Annotated in this window: 19 protein-coding genes, 1 tRNA gene and 2 pseudogenes; 12 read left to right on the plus strand and 10 right to left on the minus strand. The window is 62.3% G+C overall.

Translation table 11 applies throughout. From position 1 onward, the window contains the following. Window positions 1-131: 131 nt before the first annotated feature. The 3 genes and pseudogenes from N436_RS28855 to N436_RS00450 form a co-directional block, all read right to left on the minus strand. Window positions 132-887: a methyl-accepting chemotaxis protein gene (locus tag N436_RS28855; RefSeq protein ID WP_371920889.1), complete on the minus strand. Its 756-nt coding sequence runs from the start codon at window positions 885-887 to the stop codon at window positions 132-134. 102 nt (window positions 888-989) lie between these two features. Continuing rightward, a pseudogene (locus N436_RS28860) lies at window positions 990-2,198 on the minus strand (HAMP domain-containing protein); the annotation flags it as partial. A gap of 66 nt (window positions 2,199-2,264) precedes the next feature. Further along, window positions 2,265-3,617, minus strand: a complete 1,353-nt coding sequence (locus N436_RS00450) for an APC family permease (protein WP_105945474.1) — start codon at window positions 3,615-3,617, stop codon at window positions 2,265-2,267. A gap of 442 nt (window positions 3,618-4,059) precedes the next feature. Here N436_RS00450 and N436_RS00455 point away from each other — a divergent pair, with 442 nt between their 5' ends. Both N436_RS00455 and nadA read left to right on the plus strand, forming a co-directional pair. Next, window positions 4,060-5,568 (plus strand): YdgA family protein, encoded by a 1,509-nt coding sequence (locus N436_RS00455; RefSeq protein ID WP_110740176.1) that lies wholly within the window; start codon window positions 4,060-4,062, stop codon window positions 5,566-5,568. A 215-nt stretch (window positions 5,569-5,783) separates the two neighbouring features. Then, window positions 5,784-6,842, plus strand: coding sequence for a quinolinate synthase NadA (nadA, locus tag N436_RS00460; RefSeq protein WP_016711984.1), 1,059 nt, complete (start codon window positions 5,784-5,786; stop codon window positions 6,840-6,842). 123 nt (window positions 6,843-6,965) lie between these two features. Here nadA and N436_RS00465 read toward each other — a convergent pair whose 3' ends face one another. Then, window positions 6,966-8,402 (minus strand): M48 family metalloprotease, encoded by a 1,437-nt coding sequence (locus tag N436_RS00465; protein ID WP_016711983.1) that lies wholly within the window; start codon window positions 8,400-8,402, stop codon window positions 6,966-6,968. A gap of 121 nt (window positions 8,403-8,523) precedes the next feature. Here N436_RS00465 and N436_RS00470 point away from each other — a divergent pair, with 121 nt between their 5' ends. Together N436_RS00470 and N436_RS00475 are read left to right on the plus strand one after the other, a co-directional pair. Continuing rightward, window positions 8,524-8,763 carry a sulfurtransferase TusA family protein gene (locus N436_RS00470; RefSeq protein WP_008097503.1) on the plus strand — a complete coding sequence of 80 codons (240 nt, stop codon included), beginning with the start codon at window positions 8,524-8,526 and terminating at the stop codon, window positions 8,761-8,763. A 20-nt stretch (window positions 8,764-8,783) separates the two neighbouring features. Further along, on the plus strand, window positions 8,784-9,854 hold the full coding sequence (locus N436_RS00475) for an AI-2E family transporter (RefSeq protein ID WP_019098477.1): 1,071 nt from the start codon (window positions 8,784-8,786) through the stop codon (window positions 9,852-9,854). Between the two features lie 34 nt (window positions 9,855-9,888). Here N436_RS00475 and N436_RS00480 read toward each other — a convergent pair whose 3' ends face one another. Together N436_RS00480 and N436_RS00485 are read right to left on the minus strand one after the other, a co-directional pair. Continuing rightward, window positions 9,889-10,362 (minus strand): peroxiredoxin, encoded by a 474-nt coding sequence (locus N436_RS00480; protein WP_016711981.1) that lies wholly within the window; start codon window positions 10,360-10,362, stop codon window positions 9,889-9,891. Between the two features lie 10 nt (window positions 10,363-10,372). Continuing rightward, a complete protein-coding gene (locus N436_RS00485; RefSeq protein WP_003254741.1) occupies window positions 10,373-10,933 on the minus strand; it encodes a glycine cleavage system protein R in 561 nt (186 codons plus the stop codon). A gap of 259 nt (window positions 10,934-11,192) precedes the next feature. Here N436_RS00485 and dapA point away from each other — a divergent pair, with 259 nt between their 5' ends. The 5 genes from dapA to N436_RS00510 all read left to right on the plus strand — a co-directional run bounded on the left by dapA (window position 11,193) and on the right by N436_RS00510 (window position 14,898). Then, the gene (gene dapA / locus N436_RS00490; protein WP_019098479.1) at window positions 11,193-12,080 is read left to right on the plus strand and encodes a 4-hydroxy-tetrahydrodipicolinate synthase; all 888 of its coding nucleotides are present in this window, start codon (window positions 11,193-11,195) and stop codon (window positions 12,078-12,080) included. Between the two features lie 15 nt (window positions 12,081-12,095). Continuing rightward, on the plus strand, window positions 12,096-13,217 hold the full coding sequence (bamC, locus tag N436_RS00495) for an outer membrane protein assembly factor BamC (RefSeq protein WP_110740177.1): 1,122 nt from the start codon (window positions 12,096-12,098) through the stop codon (window positions 13,215-13,217). Beyond that, window positions 13,218-13,976, plus strand: coding sequence for an MBL fold metallo-hydrolase (locus N436_RS00500; RefSeq protein WP_110740178.1), 759 nt, complete (start codon window positions 13,218-13,220; stop codon window positions 13,974-13,976). Window positions 13,977-14,006: 30 nt separating this feature from the next. After that, on the plus strand, window positions 14,007-14,717 hold the full coding sequence (purC, locus tag N436_RS00505; protein WP_011535129.1) for a phosphoribosylaminoimidazolesuccinocarboxamide synthase: 711 nt from the start codon (window positions 14,007-14,009) through the stop codon (window positions 14,715-14,717). A 91-nt stretch (window positions 14,718-14,808) separates the two neighbouring features. Continuing rightward, window positions 14,809-14,898: transfer RNA gene (locus tag N436_RS00510), tRNA-Ser, on the plus strand. 73 nt (window positions 14,899-14,971) lie between these two features. Here N436_RS00510 and N436_RS00515 read toward each other — a convergent pair. The 3 genes and pseudogenes from N436_RS00515 to N436_RS00525 all read right to left on the minus strand — a co-directional run. Continuing rightward, window positions 14,972-15,148, minus strand: a pseudogene (locus N436_RS00515) (putative addiction module antidote protein); the annotation flags it as partial. Next, window positions 15,145-15,417 (minus strand): DUF3077 domain-containing protein, encoded by a 273-nt coding sequence (locus N436_RS00520; protein ID WP_016711970.1) that lies wholly within the window; start codon window positions 15,415-15,417, stop codon window positions 15,145-15,147. The pseudogene N436_RS00515 and the gene N436_RS00520, both read right to left, overlap by 4 nt. 138 nt (window positions 15,418-15,555) lie before the next feature. Further along, window positions 15,556-15,819 (minus strand): hypothetical protein, encoded by a 264-nt coding sequence (locus N436_RS00525; protein WP_110740179.1) that lies wholly within the window; start codon window positions 15,817-15,819, stop codon window positions 15,556-15,558. A 1,038-nt stretch (window positions 15,820-16,857) separates the two neighbouring features. Here N436_RS00525 and N436_RS00535 point away from each other — a divergent pair. From N436_RS00535 to N436_RS00545, 3 genes are read left to right on the plus strand one after another with little or no spacing between them, the layout of a single operon-like run. Continuing rightward, entirely contained in the window at window positions 16,858-17,718 is an 861-nt protein-coding gene (locus N436_RS00535; RefSeq protein ID WP_016711968.1) for an SH3 domain-containing protein, read from the plus strand. An 8-nt stretch (window positions 17,719-17,726) separates the two neighbouring features. After that, complete coding sequence (locus N436_RS00540) at window positions 17,727-19,616, plus strand: hypothetical protein (protein ID WP_110740180.1); 1,890 nt, start codon at window positions 17,727-17,729, stop codon at window positions 19,614-19,616. Between the two features lie 10 nt (window positions 19,617-19,626). Continuing rightward, a complete protein-coding gene (locus N436_RS00545; RefSeq protein ID WP_105945466.1) occupies window positions 19,627-20,835 on the plus strand; it encodes a hypothetical protein in 1,209 nt (402 codons plus the stop codon). Between the two features lie 78 nt (window positions 20,836-20,913). On the opposite strand, the gene N436_RS00550 is transcribed toward N436_RS00545, so the two are convergent. Beyond that, window positions 20,914-21,531 (minus strand): LysE family transporter, encoded by a 618-nt coding sequence (locus N436_RS00550; RefSeq protein ID WP_016711965.1) that lies wholly within the window; start codon window positions 21,529-21,531, stop codon window positions 20,914-20,916. Between the last annotated feature and the right edge of the window lie 147 nt (window positions 21,532-21,678).

The raw sequence follows: 21,678 nt of genomic DNA on the forward strand, positions 1-21,678 counted from the left end.
AATGCTGTGGAGTCTGTGGTTGCCTCTTCGCGGGCTTGCCCGCTCCCACAGGTCCGCTGCTGACTTCAAGGTCTGTGCAAATCCTGTGGGAGCGGGCGAGCCCGCGAAGAAGGCGCATTGGCCCTCACAGACTAGACGCGGAATTGCTCCATCAGCGCCTGTTGTTGATTGGCCAACCGGTTCAGCGCCTGGCTGATGCGTGCCGATTCGTCGGCCTGGCCCGCCAGCGACTCGGTCACATCCCGAATACCGGCTACGTTGCGGTTCACTTCCTCAGCCACGGCGCTCTGTTCTTCCGCGGCCGAGGCAATCTGCAGGTTCATGTCGCTGATTACGGTCACCGCCTCGCCAATGCGCTGCAGTGCCGGCAGTGCCTGTTCCATGCGCGCTGCGCTGTCCTGTGCCTGGCGCTGGCCGTCGTGCATGGCGCCCACGACATCCTGGGTGCCTTGCTGCAAGCCTTCGATGACCTGGCGAATCTCCTCCACCGACACCTGCGTGCGCTGGGCCAGCCCGCGTACTTCATCGGCGACCACGGCAAAACCGCGCCCGGCCTCGCCAGCACGGGCCGCTTCGATGGCGGCATTCAGCGCCAGCAGGTTGGTCTGCTCGGCGATGGTGCGGATCACTTCCAGCACCGAGCCGATCTGCCCGCTGCGGTCTTCCAGGGCACGCGCCTCGTCCATGGCGGTGTCCATGCCGGCAGCCAGGCGGTCGATGCCCTGGCGGGTGCTGTCGATCAGCTGCAGGCCTTCGCGGCTGGCCTGGTCGGCGGCGCGCGCGGCCTGAGCCGCCTGCGAGGCGTTGTGGGCGACATCCAGGGCGGTGGCGCTCATCTCGTTGGCAGCCGTGGCCACCTGCTCGATTTCCCGGTGCTGCTGTTGCATGCCGTTGCTGGTCTGGCTGGCGATGGCGGCTGACTGGTCGGCGGTGCTGCGGGCTTCCTGCAACGAGCCTTTGACCTGGGCGATGATCGGCTGCAGCTTGTCGAGGAAGCGATTGAACCACCCCGTGAGCTGGCCCAGTTCGTCGTCGCGGGCGTATTCCAGGCGGCGGGTCAGGTCGCCTTCGCCGCTGGCGATGTCTTTCAGGCGCGCAGCCACGGCCAGGATGGGCCGGGTAACGCCGCGTGCGGTCAGCCATACCAGCAGCAAACCCACCACCGCCGCGCCAAGGCCGATCAGCAGGCTGGTGAGGTTGGCGCTCTGGTTGTGTGCGTCCAGGCGTTGATTGAGGGCCACGGCGGGTGCCTGCAGCACGCTTTCTGGCAACTCCAGCAAAACCTGCCACGGCGCGGCGTCAGGGATTGGCGTGAAGGGGTGGGCCACGCGCAGCAGGCCGTCGGCTACCGCCTTGTCCATGGGCTGGCCGAGCGCGCTGTCGTCGCGGCTGTTGCCTGCCAGCAGGCCGGCAGCGCTGGCGATACTCACCTGGCCCTGGCCATCGAACAGTTCGCGGCGGCCATCCACGCTCAGTTGCTGGAGGTTGGCAAGGCCAATGTCCAGGCCTACCACGCCGATCACCTTGCCGTGCTCCAGCAGCGGCAGGGCGATGCTGGTCATCAGCACCTGGCGGCCGTTGACGTCGTCCAGATACGGCTCGAGCATGCACGTTTTGGCGGTGTCCTGCGGGCAGGTCAGCCAGCGGTTCTTCGCCGCGCCGTTGCTGCCGATGCTGGCATCGCCGAGCATCGATTCCGGCATGGCCTCACGTTCCAGTGCGCCGGGGCTGGGCTGTGACCAGTACAGCGAGAAGCGCCCGCTGTCGTTGCTGCCTGCGGCATCCTGGCCGACGAACTGGCTGTCCTGCTGGTCCAGCGCGTTGGGCTGGAACACGAGGTACAGGCCTATCACGTCCGGGTTGCCGGCCAGGCTGGCACGCGCCTGGCGGGTCAGCTCGGCGCGCAGGTCGCTGCCGCCACGGGCCTTCAGGACTTGTACCAGGCGGGCAAAGCCATTGCCGTACTGGTAAGCGTCCATGAAGTAGCGCTGGATACGCAGGGCCTGGGTTTCGGCGTGGGCCTGCAGGCGCTGGCGGGCGCTGCTGTCGAGCATGGCGGTGTTGGCCTGGTTGACCAGCGCGGCACTGCGTTGTGCCTGGGTCAGCGAAGTGGCCACCAGCAAGGCGACGATGGCCAGCAGGCACAAGCCGGCGAGCAGGGTGATCTTCCATTGGATGGAGAGGCGACGCAGCGGCATGAGGGCTTTCCTTTTCGAGCAAGTACAACGCCCGCGGTCAGGCGCGGGCGTTGTTGGCAGCGTGGGTCATTCGGCGACGTAGTTGGGCGGTGCCGACCGGAAGGCTTTGGTCAGCCAGCCCAGGTAGATGAGCCCGAGCGCAGCCCAGATGCCGCCAAACATCAGCGAGTGCGCATTCAGGTCCAGCCACAGCGAGACGATGATGCAGAAGCCGACGGTAGGCAGTACCAGGTACTTCAGCTGGTTGGCCAGGCCTTTGCGGTTGCCTTCGCGCAGGTAGCAGTGGTTGATCACCGACAGGTTGACGAAGCTGAACGCGACCAGGGCGCCGAAGTTGATGATCGAGGTGGCGGTCACCAGGTCGAAGAAGATTGCCGACAGCGAAATCAGCCCCACTACCGCAATGTTCAGCACGGGTGTCTTGTAGCGTGAATGCAGGCGGGCGAAGACGCTGGCCGGGATCACGTTGTCGCGGCCCATCACGTACAGCAGGCGCGACACGCTGGTTTGCGAGGCCAGGCCAGAGGCGATGGTGTTGATCACGGTGCAGGCGATGAAAATCGACTGGAACAGTTTGCCACCCACGTACAGGGCGATTTCCGGCAGGGCCGCTTCATGGTCGTGGAAGCGCGCCATGGTCGGGAAATAAGCCTGGATGAAGTACGACACGGTGATGAACACCACGCCGCCGATCAGCGCAGTGAGGAAAATGGCACGAGGGATGGTCTTGCTCGGGTCGCGGGTTTCCTCGGACAGGCAGGTAACCGCGTCAAACCCCAGGAACGAGAAGCACAGGATGGTCGCGCCAGCGGCCAAGGCGCTGAACTGGGTCTGGCTGTCGCCGAAGGGAACCAGGCTCCAGGCGGTACCCAGCCCTTCACCTTGGTCCAGGCCGCGCACGCACAGGTAGATGAACACCGCGATGATCGCTACCTGCACGCCCACGAACAACAGGTTGAAGTGTGCCACCAGGTTCACGCTGCGCATGTTGATCAGGCTGATCAGGGTGACGAAGCCGGCCACCCACATCCACTCTGGTACTTCCGGGAACATGGCCGAGAGGTAAAGCTTGGCCAGCAACGCGTTGACCATCGGCAGCAGCAGGTAATCCAGCAGCGACGACCAGCCGACCAGGAAGCCTACATGAGGGTTGATGGCGCGTTGGGTGTAGGTGTAGGCCGAGCCCGACTGCGGGAAGCGCTTTACCAGAGTGCCGTAGCTCACGGCGGTGAACAGGATGCCGGCCAGCGCCAGGATGTAGGCGCTGGGTACGTGGCCGGCGGTAATCCCGCTGACGATGCCGAAGGTGTCGAACACGGTCATCGGCGTCAGGTAGGCCAGGCCGATGATGATCACATGCCAGAGACGCAGGGTTTTGCGAAGTTGGCCGTTGCCGGTAGCGCTGTGGTCATGCTGCATGCTGGCATGGCTCCTGCTGCTGGGCGTAAACGACGGGCACGGTGTATTGCGCATGCGGCAAGGGCGAGCGGGTGGGCTCCATGTTGTTCACCTTTTATGTTGGAGCAGCGGAAGGCGCGGGGGGACGCGCAAAGTGGTGAAAATAAAAAACGATGGGTAGGTGGGTGTCAAGTTAAACATGACAAGATGTTACTGAATTGAAACATTTATCGATTTAAAGGCTGTTTTGTTCGGTTTTTGCGCGGTTTTTTGCGATTTTGATCAATTTAAATGTTCGTAAAAATTAACGACTGGGCAACGTCGTTGGGCTGGGTGTCAGACGCTTCCCAAAAATGCCATTTCTCGATCCGCACCCGCCTGTGTCACCTGTTGCAGTGGTAATCTTCGCTGCGTGGCCTTTGGTCGCCCAACAAGCCCTTACGGACAGCATTCGGTTCTATTCATGAAGAAATCAGTTGGCATCCTTTCCGGCCTGGCTATCGCCATTGCCGTCGCAACCACCGCTGGCGCCTGGTACACCGGCAAGCAGCTGCCGGCCGAGCTGGACAATGCCCTTGCCCGCAGTAACGCCGAGCTGAAGAAAGCCCTGGTGACCACCGGTGGCAGCATGAGCATCGAGCGGCTGTCGCTGGAGCAGCATTTCTTCAGCAGTACCGCCCAGTACCGCCTGAAAGCACGCGACATCAACGTGGGTGACGGCGAGGTGTTGAGTTTCGACGTGGGCGTGACCGACCAGATCGAGCACGGCCCGTTCCCCTGGTCGCGGGTCAAGGCGTTCAAGCTGATGCCGGTGCTGGCGGTCAGCAACAGTAGTTTGCAAAAGGACGAAGCCACCGCACCGTGGTTTGCCGCAGCGGGTGAGCAGGCGCCGGTCAGTGCCCAAACCAGCCTTGGCTACGGCGGTAATGTGGTCAGCCAGGTGCGGCTGGCGCCGGTCAAGCTCGACGAAGCGGACGGCAACAGCCTCGACTTCTCGGGCATGCAGCTGGAGGTCAGTGGCGACAAGGAAGGCAAGGCATCCAGATTCCACGGCCAGGCCGACCGCTTTGTGATGAAACTGGTGCATGACGACCAGCCGCCTGCCACGTTCGAGCTCAAAGGCCTGAAGCTTGGCGGTAACCTGGCAGCCACCGCGCACGACGCCATCTATGTCGGTAATGCCGACCTGGCGCTGGCTGAAACCAAGGTCACCCTCGGGCCCAAACAGCAGGTACTGCTGATCAAGGGCTTTGAGCAAAATGCCCTGCAAACCCTTGATGGCCCGGATACCGTGGGCGGTCGCGTGGAGTACAAGGTTGGCGACATCACCTGGGATGGCCGTGCAGTGGGTAAGGCACAGATGGCGGTGAGCATTACCTCGGTCAACGCACCGGCGCTGCAGGCATTGTCGAAGTGGTACCAGGCGCATCTGGCGGAGTTCGAGGCCGCGGCAGCCGCCGGCCAGCCGGTGCCGCAAATCCAGATGGACGACGCCGAGAAGGCCCGTTTCCAGGGTGACTTGCAGAAGCTGCTCGCCGCCAGGCCCAAGGTGGCGATTGAAAACCTGTCGTTCAAGACCGCCAACGGCGAGAGCCGCTTCAACCTGTCGATGGACTTTGCCGCCCCGTCCAGCTTCGACCTGCCGCCGGACCAGTTGAGCAAGCAGATGATCACCGAGGTGAAGAGCAAGCTCTCGTTGTCCAAGCCGATGATGGGTGACCTGGCGACCTTGCAGGCCCTGCTGGAGGGTCAGACTGACGCTCAGGCGATTGCCATGCAGTCGAGCCAGGCGGGGGAGATGGTTGGCATGATGGCGCTGCAGAGTGGCATGGCGACTGTCGAAGGTAATGATGTGGTGAGCAGCCTGCACTATGCCGATGGCATGGTTGACTTCAACGGCAGGAAAATGACCGTGGAAGAGTTCGCCATGCTGATGGCGGCGCACCTGGCTGCGTTGTCGCCGCAGGGTTGATTGGTTCTGCCTGTGCTGGCCTTGTCGTCGGCACAGGCAATACAAAAACCACTTTAGAAATCGCTGGATTGTCTGTAGCCTTCGGCCTCCGATAATAATCCGTGCCCGCAGAGGGCCGTGGCGGGCAGTATGCCGTCCGGCACCCTTAGCCGATCTGCCAGGGCCGGGTGATACACTCGATTTGACGCGCACGCGCGCCTGCAGGTCCAGCGATCATGACCCAGATTTCCGAACGCCTGTTGGTTCAGGCCCACCTCGACGCCAAGCAGCCCAACCCGCTGACAGCCGAGCAGGAGGCCGAATACCGTGCGGCCATCGCTGCCGAGCTCAAGGCCCAGAACGCAGTGCTGGTTGCCCACTATTACTGCGACCCGGTTATCCAGGCGCTGGCTGAAGAAACCGGCGGCTGCGTGTCCGACTCGCTGGAAATGGCCCGCTTCGGCAAGAACCATCCGGCCGAGACCGTGATCGTGGCTGGCGTGCGTTTCATGGGCGAAACGGCAAAAATCCTCACCCCGGAAAAGCGCGTGCTGATGCCGACCCTGGAGGCGACCTGCTCGCTCGACCTGGGTTGCCCGGTGGAAGAGTTTTCTGCGTTCTGCGACCAGCACCCTGAACGCACCGTGGTGGTTTACGCCAACACATCCGCTGCCGTAAAGGCCCGTGCCGACTGGGTCGTGACCTCAAGCTGCGCGCTGGAAATTGTCGAAAGCCTGATGGATAACGGCGAGACCATCATCTGGGGGCCGGACCAGCATCTGGGCCGTTATATCCAGAAGCAGACCGGTGCCGACATGCTGCTGTGGGACGGTGCCTGCATCGTTCACGAAGAGTTCAAATCGCGTCAGCTGGCCGACATGAAGGCGCTGTACCCGGACGCCGCGATCCTGGTGCACCCTGAGTCGCCGGAAGCGGTGATCGAACTGGCCGACGCAGTGGGTTCTACCAGCCAGCTGATCAAGGCAGCGCAGACCCTGCCGAACAAGACCTTCATCGTCGCCACCGATCGCGGCATCTTCTACAAGATGCAGCAGCTGTGCCCGGACAAGGAATTCGTCGAAGCGCCTACAGCCGGCAATGGCGCGGCCTGCCGCAGCTGCGCGCACTGCCCGTGGATGGCGATGAATACCCTGGAGCGCGTGCTGCACTGCTTGCGTAATGGCGGTGACGAGATTTTTGTCGACCCGGCGCTGGTGCCCAAGGCGATCAAGCCGCTGAACCGCATGCTGGACTTTACCCAGGCGGCGCGCCTGAAACTGTCCGGTAACGCTTAAGATTTCTGGGGCCGCTTTGCGGCCCAATCGCGACGCAAGGCCGCTCCCACAATGGTCGGCGTACGCAGGACCCTGTGGGAGCGGCCTTGCGTCGCGATTGGGGCGCAAAGCGCCCCCAGAATATCAGCGCCCCATCATTTCCCGAACCATGCGCTGCTGCTCCATGATCTCGCGTTGGCGCTGGTCAATCTGCGAAGCCAGCGGGAAGTTGCTGCCCGACCGGCGCTTGGCGTAATCCAGTTGCTGGATCGCCTGGTCAAAGTCCCCCACCAGGGTGAAATACTCGGCCCGTGCGCGGTGCAGGCCAATGGTATTGCCCGACAAGCCCCGCACTTCAGCCATGTCGTACCACACGTCCGGGTCATCCGGCCGGCTCTTGACCAGTTCGTTCAGCACCTTCTCCGCTTCGGCAGGCTTGTTCTGCTTCACCAGCAAATCGGCCCGAACCTGTTTCAGCGGGTAGTTGCCCGGGTACAGCCCCTGCATCCGCTCGGCCCGCTGCTGGGCGTCGGCCAGGCGGTTGTTGGTGATGTCCAGGTCGATCTGCGCCAGGTTGTAGGTGATGTCGTTGGGTGCCTTGGCCAGTAGCGGTTTGAGCATTTCACGTGCTTCGTTCAGTTGCCCGCCTTTGATCTGAGCCAAGGCCAGGCCGTAACGCGCGGCGTCCAGTTTCGGGTCTTCGTCCAGCTGGGCACGGAAGCGCTTGGCCGCAAGCCCCGGTGTACCTTCGTAGGTCAGCGCCACCCGGGCGCGAATCAGCTGGTAGCGCATGCTGTCTTCAATGCCGCCCTTGGGCGCCTGGTCGGCCCGGTTGCGGGTATCGGCGATACGGGATTCGGTCACCGGGTGGGTCAGCAGGAATTCAGGCGGCTTGGCGTCATAGCGGTACTGGCGTGCCAGGCGCTCGAACATGGTCGGCATGTTGCGCGGGTCGTAGCCGGCCTTTTCCAGGTTCTGGATACCGATACGGTCGGCTTCCTGTTCGTTCTGGCGCGAGAAGCGGCGCTGTTCCTGGATGGCCGCCGCCTGGGTACCGGCAATCATGCCGATGCCCGCATCGCCGGCGCCACCGGCGGCCAGCACGATACCGGCCAGCAACGCCGCCATCATCGGCAGCTGCATGCGCTGCTGCGCCTCGACGCCTCGGGCGAAGTGGCGCTGCGACAAGTGCGCCAGTTCGTGCGCCAGTACCGAGGCGTACTCGCCTTCGGTCTGGGCGTTGAGGAACAGCCCGCCGTTGACCCCGACAATGCCACCCGGGGCGGCAAAGGCGTTCAGCTCGCGGCTGTCGATCAGGATGAATTCCAGGCGTCGGTCCTGCAGCTGGCTGGTTTCGGCCAGTTTGTACACGCTGGTTTCGACATAGTCTTTGAGCTGTGGGTCGTTCAGCTGATTGACCTGGCCACGCAGCAGGCTCAGCCAGGCGCGGCCCAGCTGGTGCTCCTGTTGCGGCGAAACGATCGCGGAACTGGCGTCACCCAGTGATGGCAGGTCGTCAGCATGGCCGGGAAGGGCCATCAGGCAGGCCAGCGTCAGCAGGGTAGGGCGCAGTAGATTCATGCATGAAGCTCGCGTCGGTCAAAGATACCTACTGTAGCGGGCTCACACGTTGGCGACCAGTGGCGCTATCCTAGCCGACCCTGTCAGCAAGCAGTCTGGCAACGCCTTTGGAGACCCTGCGATGAGTGACACCCTGACCTGCGATGCCGAACTGGACGCCAGCGGGCTGAATTGCCCTTTGCCGCTGCTCAAAGCCAAGATGGAGCTCAACCGCCTTGCCAGTGGCGCGGTACTCAAGGTGATCGCCACGGATGCCGGGTCGCAGCGTGACTTCCGCACTTTCGCCCAGTTGGCCGGTCATACCCTGCTGCGGGAAACGGCCGAGGCCGGCACCTACACTTACTGGCTGCGCAAGGCCTGAGTCTTTACCAAGGATCGTCAATGTTCAAAGTGCTTCGCGACTGGATGCAGCGCTACTTCTCCGATGAAGAAGCAGTGGTGCTGGCGGTCCTTCTGTTTCTGGCTTTCACGGCCGTTCTCACCTTGGGCGGCATGCTCGCGCCCGTGCTGGCGGGTATGGTACTGGCGTTCTTGATGCAGGGCCTGGTCAACGCCCTGGAGCGCGTGCGGGTACCGACGCGGCTGGCGGTAATGTTGGTGTTCGCCCTGTTCATGGGCGCGCTGGCGCTGTTCATGCTGGTGCTGGTGCCGCTGCTGTGGCACCAGCTTATTACCCTGTTCAACGAGCTGCCGGGCATGCTCGGCAAGTGGCAGTCGCTGTTGCTGCTGCTGCCCGAGCGCTACCCGCATCTGGTATCGGACGAGCAGGTGCTGCATGCCATCGAATCGGTACGAGGCGAAATCGGCAAGTTTGGCCAGTGGGCGCTGACCTTCTCGCTGTCGAGCCTGCCGTTGCTGGTCAATGCCATGATCTACCTGGTGCTGGTGCCGATCCTGGTGTTCTTCTTCCTCAAGGACCGCGAACTGATCGGGCGCTGGGTGAGCGGCTATCTGCCGCGCCAGCGCACCCTGCTGAACCGGGTGGGCAGCGAGATGAACCGGCAGATCGCCAACTACATCCGTGGCAAGGGTATCGAAATTCTGATCTGCGGCATTGCCACCTACATTGCCTTCATCAGCCTGGGGCTCAACTACGCCGCACTGCTGGCGCTGCTGGTGGGGCTGTCGGTGGTGGTGCCCTACGTGGGGGCGGTGGTGGTGACGGTGCCGGTGACGCTGATTGCGCTGTTCCAGTGGGGCTGGGGCGACCAGTTCATCTACCTGATGACGGTGTACGCGATCATCCAGGCGCTGGATGGCAACGTGCTGGTACCGCTGCTGTTCTCCGAGGCGGTAAGCCTGCACCCGGTGGCGATCATTTGCGCGGTACTGCTGTTCGGCGGGTTGTGGGGGTTCTGGGGGATTTTCTTCGCCATCCCACTGGCGACCCTGATCAAGGCCGTGCTGGATGCCTGGCCGCGGCAGGAGCCTAGCGTTTCACCGATGCTTTGATGTGATTGGGGCCGCGTTGCGGCCCCAAACGATCTCAAGCCTTGTTCAGCGCTTGTGCTGCTGCCAACACGGCATCCACATGCCCAGGCACCTTCACCCCACGCCATTCCTGGCGCAGTACACCCTTCTTGTCGATCAGGAAGGTGCTGCGGTCAACGCCCATGTATTCCTTGCCGTACAGCTTCTTCAGCTTGATCACGTCGAACAGCTGGCACAGGGCTTCGTCCTTGTCGCTGATCAGCTCGAACGGGAAGCCTTGCTTGGCCTTGAAGTTCTCGTGCGACTTGATGCCATCGCGCGACACGCCGAACACCACGGTGTTGGCGGCGGCAAAGGCGTCATGCTGGTCGCGGAACCCCTGGCCTTCGGTGGTGCAGCCCGGCGTGCTGTCCTTCGGGTAGAAGTAAACCACCACTTGCTGGCCCTTGAGTTCGGCCAGGCTGACGGTTTGCCCGCTGGTGGCCTGGGCCTGGAAGTCGGCAACAGGTTGGTCGAGTGCTACAGCCATGGTGGTTTCCTTACATGGGGTTCTGTGGGCGCCAAGGTTCGATCAGCGCGTCCAGGTTCAGGGCATCGGCAAAGTCCAGGAACTGGTCACGCAACCAGCTGATTTGCGTGCCGGCCGGCAGGATCACGGTGAACTGGGCGTTGAGCATGCTGCTGCCGGTTTGCGGAGCCAGGTAGGTGTCGCAGGTCATGGCTTCCAGCTCGACGCGGTGGTCGAGGAAGAACTGGCACAGCTCGTTGATGATGTCCGGGCGGTAGGCGGCGCTGACGTAGGCCACGTACGGCAGGGCCTGCGGGCGCACTTCCTGGTCGGCGCTGCGCACCACGTCCAGGGTCAGGCCATGTTTTTTGCCCAGGCCCGGCAGGGTGGACTCCAGGCGCGCCAGGGCGTCCCAGCTGCCGCCCACTTGCAGCACCAGGGCGCTGGTCTCGCCGTGGCGGCTCAGGCGCGAGGTGACCACCGCGCAGCGGTTTTCGAAAGCGGCGCGGCTGAGGACGTTGGCCAGTTCCATGGGGTTCGGGCCCAAGGCACTGATGACAAGGAATTGTTCGCGGACGGTGGGGGTGGACATGCAGCGTTCCTAAAGCGATGAGCGGTCGGTACAGGACGGGCGAAAGCCTCCTGTCGGCAGGGCCCGGGGCTCGCATGCGAGGTCGTGGACGCTGGCGGGGAGCAAGGTCGACGGCCCGGCGGGCCGCGCTGCACCGATCAAAGGATCAAGGGTAGCGAAATAAGGCGCCGAGGGGAATGCTCCGCCTGCCTGCTTCGCTTGTGCAAGGCCGATGCCCCCAGTACCATTACGGCTCTCTTTTTCCGGCAGGAGCAGTTACATGATTGCGGGCAGTATGGTGGCATTGGTCACACCCATGGATGCACAAGGGCGTGTGGACTGGGGCAGCCTCGACAAACTTGTAGACTTCCACCTGGAAAACGGCACCCATGCGATCGTCGCTGTCGGCACCACTGGTGAGTCCGCCACGCTGGATGTCGAAGAACACATCCTGGTCATCAAGCACGTGGTCGAGCGCGTCAAGCGCAGCAGCCGCCGCGTTCCGGTCATTGCCGGTACCGGTGCCAACGCCACTGCCGAAGCCGTGCACCTGACCCAGAACGCCAAGAGCGCCGGTGCCGATGCCTGCCTGCTGGTGGTGCCGTACTACAACAAGCCGACGCAAGAAGGCCTGTACCAGCACTTCAAGCACATTGCCGAAGCCGTCGACATTCCGCAGATCCTCTACAACGTACCCGGCCGCACCTCCTGCGACATGCAGGCCGAGACCGTGATCCGCCTGTCGACCGTGCCGAACATCATCGGCATCAAGGAAGCCACCGGCGACCTGGTCCGCGCCAAGGCCATCCTCGATGGCGTCAGCAAAGACTTCATCGTCCTGTCCGGCGATGACCCGACTGCCGTCGAGCTGATCCTGATGGGCGGCAAGGGCAACATTTCTGTTACCGCCAACGTCGCTCCGCGCGAAATGGCCGATCTGTGCGAGGCCGCCCTTGAGGGCAATGCCGAGAAGGCCCGCGCCATCAACGAAAAACTCATGCCGCTGCACAAAGACCTGTTCTGCGAGGCCAACCCGATCCCGGTGAAATGGGCGCTCGTCGAAATGGGCCTGATGCAAAAGGGCATTCGCCTGCCACTGACCTGGCTGAGCGAAGGCTGCCACGAAAAAGTCCGTACTGCCTTGCGCCAGTCCGGCGTACTGGTTTAAGAGGAAGTACACCGCATGAAGCGACTGGCTGGTCTTTCCGCCCTTGCCCTGATTATCTCCAGCACCAGTGGGTGTGGCTGGCTGTGGGGCGAGGATGGCTATTTCCGCGACCGCGGCAGCGACTACCTGCAGGCGCACCCGACTGCGCCGATGCAGCTGCCGCCGGACGCCAGCAACGTCAAGCGCCTTGACCCGCTGCTGCCCATTCCGCGTAACGTCGCCGACGATCACGTCACGGGCGAGTTCGAAGTGCCGCGCCCGCAACCCCTGACCGGCGGTGCCGCCCAGGTCACCGACTACAGCCTGCAACGCAGCGGCAGCAGCCGTTGGGTGCTGGCCCAGCACTCGCCAGCCGAAGTGTGGCCGGTGGCTCGCCAGTTCTTCGAGGACAACGGCTTCCGCATCGCTGAAGAGCGCCCGCAGACCGGTGAGTTCAACACCACCTGGCAGCGTTTCGACGAGTTGTCGGCATCGCTTGGCCAGCGCCTGGCGAGCACCGCTAGCAGCGGTGACAGCGAAGTGCGCGTACGTGTGCGCATGGAGCCGGGCGTGCAGCGCAACACCTCCGAGGTGTATGTGGTCAGCGTCGAGCGCCCGGCCGGCAGCACCGCCGAGCCTGGCTTCCCGTCCACCTCCAGCAACACGGGTGCCGATGCCCTGCTGGTTGACGAAATGCTTGCCAGCATGAACCGCAGCGCCGAGAAAGGCGGTTCGGTGTCGCTGTTGGCCGCGCGCGATTTCGACGCGCCAAGCCGCGTCAGCCTGAGCGAAGACGGCAGCGGCAACCCGGTGCTGTACCTGGGTTCCGACCTGGACCGTGCCTGGTCTGGCGTAGGCCGTGCCCTGGAGCAGGGTGGCGAGTGGCGTGTTGAAGACATCAACCGCAGCCTGGGCCTGTACTACATCAACCTGTCGGAAAAACCGGACGACAAGCAGAACCAGCCTGGCTTCTTCGGCCGTATGTTCGGCAGCGAGCCGACCAAGGAAGAGCGTGAAGCCCGTGCCGAGCGCTACCAGGTTCGCCTGAGCAAGGTGGGTGATAGCGTGCAGGTCACGGTCGAGAAAAACATCAACACCGTGGCCCCGGCCGATGTTGCCCGCCGCGTGCTGAGCGCCATTCAGGACCACCTGGGCTAAGTGCGCTTCGCGGTACTCGGAAGCGGCAGCCAAGGGAACGGCACGCTGATCGCCAGTGGTGACACGTTCATCCTGGTCGATTGCGGCTTTTCCCTGCGTGAAACCGAGCGGCGCCTGGCGCTGCTCGGTGTGTCGGCGGCTCAGCTCAGCGCAATATTGGTCACCCACGAACATGCCGACCACGTGCATGGGGTGGGCTTGCTGTCACGGCGCTACAATGTACCGGTCTACCTCAGCCAGGGCACGTTGCGCGGCATGCGCAAGCCGGTGGAGGTGGCCGGTTTTCTCGCTTGTGGCCAAAGCCTGCGTATCGGCAGCCTGGAAGTGACCGCAGCGCGGGTTGAGCACGACGCCTACGAGCCGCTGCAATACGTGATCAGCGACGGCCAGCGGCGCTTCGGCATGTTGACCGACTTGGGCTCGTACGACGCGCTGCTGCTGGAGCGTTACCAGGGTCTGGATGCATTGCTGATCGAGGCTAACCACTGCCGCGACCTGCTGGCACGCGGTCACTACCCGGCCTTCTTGAAGCAGCGGGTAGGGGGCATGCAAGGGCATTTGAACAATCACCAGGCCGCGCGCCTGGTGCATGAGTTGGGCTGGAACAACCTGCAACACCTGGTGCTGGCCCACCTCAGCAGCAAGAACAACCTGCCACACTTGGCCCGCCAGTGCTTCGTCGACACCCTTGGGTGCGACCCGGACTGGCTCCAGGTGGCGAATCAGGAACACGGGCTCGACTGGCGCGAAATCGCCTAGCCCAACACCTCAAGCAAGCGGAGCCCAATCATGGAAAAACGCGACGAACTCTACCGCGGCAAGGCCAAATCGGTTTACAAGACCGACGACGCCGACCGCTTGATCCTGCTGTTCCGTAACGACACTTCGGCGTTCGACGGCAAGCGCATCGAACAACTCGACCGCAAAGGCATGGTGAACAACAAGTTCAACGCCTTCATCATGCAGAAACTGGAAGAAGCCGGCGTGCCGACCCAGTTCGACAAGCTGCTGGGCGACAACGAGTGCCTGGTGAAGAAGCTGGACATGATCCCGGTCGAATGCGTAGTGCGTAACTACGCCGCCGGCAGCCTGGTCAAGCGCCTGGGCGTGGAGGAGGGCATCAAGCTGGAGCCGTCCACCTTCGAGCTGTTCCTGAAGAACGACGAGAAGGGCGACCCCTTCATCAACGAATCCCACGTTGTCGCGTTCGGCTGGGGCACCGCCGAGCAGCTGGTGGAAATGAAAAAGCTGTCGCTGAAAGTCAACGAAGTGCTGAGCAAGCTGTTTGATGACGCCGGCCTGCTGCTGGTCGACTTCAAGCTGGAGTTCGGTGTCTTCCACGGCCAGATCGTGCTGGGCGACGAGTTCAGCCCGGACGGCTGCCGCCTGTGGGACAAAGAAACCCGCAAGAAGATGGACAAGGACCGCTTCCGCCAGGGCCTGGGCGACGTGATCGAAGCCTACGAAGAAGTTGCCAAGCGCCTGGGCGTGCCGCTGTAAGCGGCGCATTCACGCAAGCGCCTGATACCACGCGATTTTTTTGAAAAAAAGATTTGCGTTTTCAAAAAACGCTGGTAAGATGCGCGGCATTGGAGAGATGCCGGAGTGGTCGAACGGGACGGATTCGAAATCCGTTGTACTGGCAACAGTACCTAGGGTTCAAATCCCTATCTCTCCGCCATACATCGAGAAGCCCCGCAGATTTAGGTCTGCGGGGCTTTTTCGTTCTGGGGCAGAAAAATGATCTGCTACTTCACGCGTGTTGCGTTTGTAGCTTCTCCCTGCGCGTGTTTCAGAGCCTGAGCATCGTCGGTCTTCAAGGCTTCGCGCGGGAATACACTGACCGTTTCGGGGCTATCGAGAAAACGAGATGCTTCGAAGCGTTTCGTGTTGCTTAGATCCAGATTGAGAATCGGCATATCGTCGCTCATTTCTTCATCATCCCCAATTCAGCATCATCCAGCAGCGCCTTGGCCATTGCGCTCAGGTAATGCGAAGCCCAGATCAGTTTCTGGTCGCCGTCCATCAGGCCGGTGATGATCAGGTCGCGGACGTAGCCCATCAGTTCGGATGCTTGCTCGCGGGCGTCCTGGCAGGGGATGCCGGGTTCGATGCGGAACAGCGGGTGGGTGCTGTTTTCGCCTTGGTAGAAGCAGGTTTTGCCGACTGTGGTGGGTTCTTTGGTGTTGTCGGTGGGCATTGTTTTTTACTCCCTGAAATCTTGGTTGTCTGGGCTGGCCTCTTCGCGGGCATGCCCGCTCCCACAGGTACTGTGCAGTGCTTGAGGGCAGTGAATACCCTGTGGGAGCGGGCGAGCCCGCGAAGAGGCCGGGCACTGCTAGTGCAAGGTGTACGGCTCGCTAGGCAAATGCGGCCGCATCTGCAATTGCATCAATGCCGACTCGACCAGCCCCTGTACCGCCTCCATTTCATGGATCACGGCCTGCATCACGATCGAACTCGGGGCAGTGGGTTTGAGTTGCACGGATTGGCGGGCCACTGACAGGGCGCAGAGTACGTACTCTGAGGACTGGACCAGGGTGTCTTGCAGTGCCTGGGTGGTATCGAGGGAGTAGGGTGGATCGGGTACCATCTTGCGCATGTAAGCTCCTTGGGTAGTGGAGCCGCCTGGCAACGCTGTCAAACGAATGGAGGCAGCTATACATGGGTTGACAGACCGGTACCCAAGGACCCGGCGCACACGAATGTGCCCCATGCACAGCTGCCATTAAGCGCTGCAACGGAAACTTGAGTAGTCGGCCTGTCAAAGCCGGTCGTTGGTTGGTAACGACAAGCCGAGACTAGATCGCGACATAATCCGTCGCAAGCGTTTGAGCAGTTTGGCAGTATGTTTGGGAAACGGCCTACAAGGAAGGGGATTATTCCGAGCTTTTTGGTGTAGGGCAGGGCCGCTTACGAAATTCGGCAGATTCCGATGGATCTTGTCCAATGGACGTTTCGAGACTGCTTCGTCTTGATCGGAGGGTGGAAAACGGTTGCCGGACGTACCAGCTTCGCCCACAATCCTTCGCGAGGGCTCAATAAGAGCAGGGCTGATCCGGTTCATGGCGATATTGGCGGGTCAGTGTGGATTGTGCGAGTCGCCACTCGTACGGTAGCGGTAACCGGCAACAGTGGTTAGCTTCCGACCCCTTCCGAATGTGTTTCTGGACGTGCTAAGCAAGCGCTTCGACTACCAGCCCTCATGATTTCCCGAAAGGCACCTATGGTGCCTTTTTTGCTTTCGGCGTGACGGCCCTCGTGGCGTCGCCCCCGCTTTGGCAGCGGAGCGATTTTAGTGGGAGCGTGGCAGCCCTGAGGTAGAGCAGTTTTCCGCAACATTTTGTCTTGAACTGCCATTGGCACCTTGCGCTACAATGCGCTCCTCTAATACGCCACTCACGCCCAGGCCAAACGCCGTAATGATTACGCGCGCTGGGCGATGACCTTTTTCTGACATGGATTCGTTGGATGCTTCGCGCCGTACTGGTCTCCCTCTACGCCCTTCGCTGGACGGCTGAATTGTCGTCTGCGGCCAGTGCTGCGCCCTCTCTGAAATCCCCGCACAACGTCGAATGCTGCCGCCAGACCCTGGCTGCGGTACGCGGCTGTGCGCCCCACCGAAAATGGAGTGCTCCACTTGCGTAAGAAATTCGTCGCATCCCTCTTGGCGGTCGCCATCGCCTCTACCACGGCCTGTGCACAGCTCGGGATCAGCAAAGAGCAAGCGGGCACCGTGATCGGTGGCCTGGCCGGTGTGGCCATCGGCTCGACCATGGGCAGCGGCAACGGCAAGATTGCCGCGGCCCTGATTGCAGGTGGCATCGGTGCCTACGTGGGCAACCGCATCGGCCACATGCTGGATGAGAAGGACCAGCAGGCCCTGGCGCTGCGCACCCAGGAAGTGTTGAGCCAACAGCAGACCACCGCCAGCGCCCAGCCGGTGACCTGGACCTCCGACCACTCGGGCGCCACCGCGCAAATCGTGCCGGGCAAGGAATACACCCAGACCAAGAAGGTTGAGGTCAAGCGCGCGCCGAAGATCCAGGCGGTGCCGTCCATGAAGCTGATCAACGAACCGTACGTGACCATCAGCGACAACCTGAACGTGCGTGCCGCGCCTAACCAGAACGGTGAAAAGGTCGGCAGCCTGAAGAACCACACCGAGTTCACCGCCGTCGGCTCCACGGGTGACTGGATCCTGGTCGGCCGCAAGGGCGTGACTGTTGGCTATGTGCACAAGAACTATGTCGAACCGAAGGCGCAGGCAGTTGCCAAGCGCGTAACCCCGGCGGTGAACCTGGACGAGCTTGATGTAGCCGCCAGCAAGGAAACCCAAGGCTTCGACCTGGATTCGGTGCAGTCGCTGCCGACCGAAACCGTCGCTGCCGAAGCCGCCTGCCGCCCGGTCACGGTCAACCTGAAGTCGCAAAGCGGCAAGACCGAGCAAGAGCAGAACACCTTCTGCAAACAAGCCAACGGCACCTGGGAACTGATCTGAGGAACTCCATGAAAAAGCACGCGCTCGCGCTGGCTGTGATCGGCGCTTGTGGTCTGGTACCGCAGGCGTTCGCCCATGAGCTGGCCTTCTCGAAGAAAGAAAATATCAAGGTCGAAGTACCTGGGGACGCCACCACCTGGTGCAAACCCGAGGTCGAGCTGACCATCACCCGTCCGGCCTGGGACAACCAGGAGCTGCTGTCGGGCCTGCTGACCAAGCTGCCGTTTGTGTTCGCCAAGGACTGTTCGACGGCCAAGGTAAGCTGGAAAGCCGTTGATGCCAAAGGCAGCCTGTACGCCAGTGGTTCGGGCAATGCCACCAACCTGGGCCTGGTGACCCTGGCGGCTGCTCCGGCTGCTGCTCCTGCAGTTCCGGCGCCGGTCGCTGCTGCCCCGGCCCCGGCCCCAGCTGCACCTGTTGCACCTGTTGCACCTGCGCCGGCAGAAGCTCCGGCGGCCGTTGCTCCAACCCCCGCCCCAGCTGCCGAGCCTGCACCTGCGGTAGTGGAAGCAGCCCCGGCCCCGGCACCAGCTGTTGCCGCAGAACCCGCGCCAGCACCGGCTGCTGAAACCCCAGCCCCAGCGCAAGCGCCAGTCGCTCCGCCAGTGCCGGCCCCGGCCGCCGCGGTCGCTGCTGCCCCCACCTCGGACTTCGGCCGCACCGTGGTCCTGGAAAACCGCAAACTGATGCAGGTAACGGACGGTGCGGGCTGCAAATGGGTGCTCAGCCGCGAGATCATCAGCAACGGTGACACCCTGTCGTTCGGCACCACCCCGGCCATGCCTTGCCCAGCGTCCGGTTTTGGCGAAGGCAACTTCGAAAAATTCAGCTGGAAGGCCGTGGGCACCTACCGTGGGGATAACTGGAACCGCGTATACGTTCACCCGAGCGGTTTGATCTTCAACAAGGTCTTCGAGCCTGCGGTCCAGAACAAGGCCGTTTCCTACCTCACGGCAGAAGCTGACCAGGCCGCATTCCTGGTGGGTGAGATCCCCAGTCGGCAGATGAAGGTGTACCTCACCTTCACCCGCAGCAGCTACGGCGTGCTGCGCCCGTTCGGCAGCGACCCTTACTACGTGGCAGTAACCCCGGACGAGTCGTTCGCCCTGGACGCAGCCAAGTACAAGGAAGCTGCGCTGGAAATCTTTGACCTGATCAAGACCACCTCGCCGACCACCACCGATGTGGCCAATCTGCTCATCGTCAAAGATATTTCGGCGATCACGAACAACATGTGGGGTAACGACGCGCAAAAGATCACCCGCAACCGCATCGGCATCAATCGCCAAGGCCTGTTCTTCGATGTGCGCGATGGCGCGAACTGGGCTGTTCAGCGTGAGGAGCAGCGCGTGCGTGAGGCGCGCCGGCGTCAACAGGAACTGGCCAGCGTCCACACCCGCGTACTGGAGCGTTACCAGCAGTTGCAAGACGGCATGAGCGAGTTCAAAGGGCGCGAAACCGAAGCCCTGGCACAGATGGCCGGCATCAAGGTGCGCTTCGCTTCGCCGCTGGAACAGCAAAACCCGGCAACTTCGGCCCGCGTGGCGCCGATGATGGTCCACGTCACCGGCAAGCAGGGCGACTTCTACGCCATCGACTTCCCAAGCAAGGGCCGCCTGGTAGCGGACGAGGAATACAGCGAAGGCTGGTACGTGGCCCAAGTGGCCAACGCCACGCCGTACTACCCGCTGGACGATGGCCGCGCCGTGCCCACTTACCGTGCCTACAACGCGGGCGAGCCCCAGGCATGCAAGCAGGACAAGTGTGCCGACCTCGTGTCGTTCGGCGCCGTGCTGGCCAAGGAATTCCCTAACGCCGGTATCGATTTCAGCTGGACCCCAGAGGTCTCCCAAAAGTACGTGAACGACTGGAACAACGCTTCCGCCATGGTCCAGTGAGGCAAACACCATGATCAAACAGATGAACAAGAAGCAGCTGCTGATTGGCGGTGTGGCCGCAGCGGTGCTGGTGCTCGGCGGTGGTTACGCGATGCTGTCCAGCTCGGGCAAGAAGGCTGCGATGGCCTACTACGACGACTTCAAGGAGCGCTACTTCCTTGAGGACGTGCTGTCTGAAGGTGATATTTCCTACTCGGCGTTCTCTGGCAACCTGACTGTCGCCGACCCCGAGATCCGCGTGGCGGCCGCGCAGACCAACGGTGCCCAGCAGTTCATGCGCGGCCTTTCGGGCCTGATGGAGTCGGTTCGCGGTAGCTCGGCGGAAGAGGGCCTGGCCGGTTGGGCCAAGTACCAGCTCAACGCCAGCGGCAACGTTGCAGGCGTCTACCTGAAGGCCGATGCGCTGAAGCTGGCGCACGAGGGTGACAGCAAGGACGGCACGATCCACATCCAGCTGCTTGGGATGCAGATGGGCAACCCTTTCGTTGCCAGCAAGGGCGCTGAAGTGGTGCTGGTGTCTGATGTCAGCGACGAGATCCAGCCGCGTGCCGAACTGGCCGCCAATGGCCGTGCCACCCAGTCAAACTTCGACTGGGGTAGCAACATGGCGGTGCGTCAGCCAATGACCGGCGCATTCCTGGTCAGCAGCACCGGCGATTTTGGCACCACGATTGACGTGGACTTCACCCTCAAGCGTTCCAGCGACGGTGAAGGCTCGATGGCGTTCGTCGTGACCCACCGTAACGATGGCTCCAAGGTGGGTGAGATCGTGCGCAAGGCCGACTTCCAGTCGCTGCCGGAGCTCGACGATGTCGAAACCCAGCTCAAGAGTGCGTTGAGCGCCATGCTGATTGGCGCGTACAGCTCGTACAGCGGCCAGGCGGTATTGGCCGAGGCCGTGAGTGCTTTTGCGCGCAAGGCCAAGGTGGAGAACTACAGCGTGAGCTACAGCGGCTTCAAACCGCTGAAAGAGGCTTACAGCGACTACCAGCAGAATGTACCGAAGGCGAAGTTCGCCGCCTTCTGTGAACAGGTCGGGTTGTCGACGTGGAGCAGTGATTTCGGTGCCAAGGGCAAGAACCACAGCGACTCGGAGTGTGCCATCGGGCAGAAGCTGGTCGAGGATGGCAAGTTTGAAGAGCAGTACACCTTCAAGGAAGGCAAAAGCCTGTTTGCGGCGTTGTTCGTGAGCAAGGCGTATGAGCTGGAAACCAATTGACCGGTTGATCGCTGATAAACAAAGCCCCCGGCAACGATGAGTTGTCGGGGGCTTTTTCAATTCTGCGAGTCAGAGGTTTCAGCGCATCGCCGCCAGCTTGATGCCGAACCCTACCAGGCAAGCCCCCGCCAGCCGCTCGAACATATTGGTAATGCGCGGGTTGGCGCGCATGCGTTCGGCCAGCCGGTGGGTCAGCACCACGGCGATCAACCCGTACAGGAACGTGATCACCGCCACCGTTGCCGCCATGAAGCCGAACGTCACCAACCCCTGATGCTTCACCGGGTCGATGAACAGTGGGAAAAACGCCATGTAGAACATGATCGCCTTGGGGTTGAGCAGGGTGATCAGCATGGTCTGGCGCAGGTATTGGCCGTTGTCCATGCGGCTGGTGCGCGGCGCGTCACCCGGTTTGCTCAACAGCATGCGCAGGCCCAGGTAGGCGAGGTACGCGGCGCCGGCCCATTGCACGATGTGGAAGGCCGCAGGGTAGGTGGCCAGCAAGGTGGCGACGCCAGCTACCGCCAGCCACAACAGGACCTGGTCACCAACGATCACCCCACAGGTCGCGGCCAGGCCTGCCTTGATGCCGCCCTTGCCGGTGGCAGTGATCAGGGCAAAATTGCCCGGGCCCGGGATGGCCAGAAGAATGATGAAGGCGATGACGAATGCGCCGTAGTCGGTGACGCCGAGCATGGTGAACTCCTGTAGAGCAGTGCAAAGGCAGAGTCATGACTATCGTCGCCAACCGCGTGCTTTACAACCTGTTGTTGCACATTCGCAATCCATCATTGCCAAGCGCGACTTGGATCCAATGCCTGTTTTCTGTATCATCCCGCCGCC

It is taken from the genome of Pseudomonas sp. RV120224-01b (genome assembly GCF_003208145.1).
Classification (GTDB): Bacteria; Pseudomonadota; Gammaproteobacteria; order Pseudomonadales; family Pseudomonadaceae; genus Aquipseudomonas; species Aquipseudomonas monteilii.

Bases quoted from the DNA above. Each gene is read 5' to 3' on its own strand.
- N436_RS00465 (WP_016711983.1), bottom strand. From the start codon at position 8,402: ATGAATCTACTGCGCCCTACCCTGCTGACGCTGGCCTGCCTGATGGCC.
- N436_RS00540 (WP_110740180.1), top strand. From the start codon at position 17,727: ATGAAAAAGCACGCGCTCGCGCTGGCTGTGATCGGCGCTTGTGGTCTG.
- N436_RS00470 (WP_008097503.1), top strand. From the start codon at position 8,524: ATGAGTGACACCCTGACCTGCGATGCCGAACTGGACGCCAGCGGGCTG.
- N436_RS28855 (WP_371920889.1), bottom strand. From the start codon at position 887: ATGCAACAGCAGCACCGGGAAATCGAGCAGGTGGCCACGGCTGCCAAC.
- N436_RS00545 (WP_105945466.1), top strand. From the start codon at position 19,627: ATGATCAAACAGATGAACAAGAAGCAGCTGCTGATTGGCGGTGTGGCC.
- N436_RS00485 (WP_003254741.1), bottom strand. From the start codon at position 10,933: ATGTCCACCCCCACCGTCCGCGAACAATTCCTTGTCATCAGTGCCTTG.
- N436_RS00520 (WP_016711970.1), bottom strand. From the start codon at position 15,417: ATGCCCACCGACAACACCAAAGAACCCACCACAGTCGGCAAAACCTGC.
- N436_RS00475 (WP_019098477.1), top strand. From the start codon at position 8,784: ATGTTCAAAGTGCTTCGCGACTGGATGCAGCGCTACTTCTCCGATGAA.
- purC (WP_011535129.1), top strand. From the start codon at position 14,007: ATGGAAAAACGCGACGAACTCTACCGCGGCAAGGCCAAATCGGTTTAC.
- N436_RS00480 (WP_016711981.1), bottom strand. From the start codon at position 10,362: ATGGCTGTAGCACTCGACCAACCTGTTGCCGACTTCCAGGCCCAGGCC.
- N436_RS00525 (WP_110740179.1), bottom strand. From the start codon at position 15,819: ATGCGCAAGATGGTACCCGATCCACCCTACTCCCTCGATACCACCCAG.
- N436_RS00455 (WP_110740176.1), top strand. From the start codon at position 4,060: ATGAAGAAATCAGTTGGCATCCTTTCCGGCCTGGCTATCGCCATTGCC.
- nadA (WP_016711984.1), top strand. From the start codon at position 5,784: ATGACCCAGATTTCCGAACGCCTGTTGGTTCAGGCCCACCTCGACGCC.
- N436_RS00450 (WP_105945474.1), bottom strand. From the start codon at position 3,617: ATGCAGCATGACCACAGCGCTACCGGCAACGGCCAACTTCGCAAAACC.
- N436_RS00550 (WP_016711965.1), bottom strand. From the start codon at position 21,531: ATGCTCGGCGTCACCGACTACGGCGCATTCGTCATCGCCTTCATCATT.
- dapA (WP_019098479.1), top strand. From the start codon at position 11,193: ATGATTGCGGGCAGTATGGTGGCATTGGTCACACCCATGGATGCACAA.
- bamC (WP_110740177.1), top strand. From the start codon at position 12,096: ATGAAGCGACTGGCTGGTCTTTCCGCCCTTGCCCTGATTATCTCCAGC.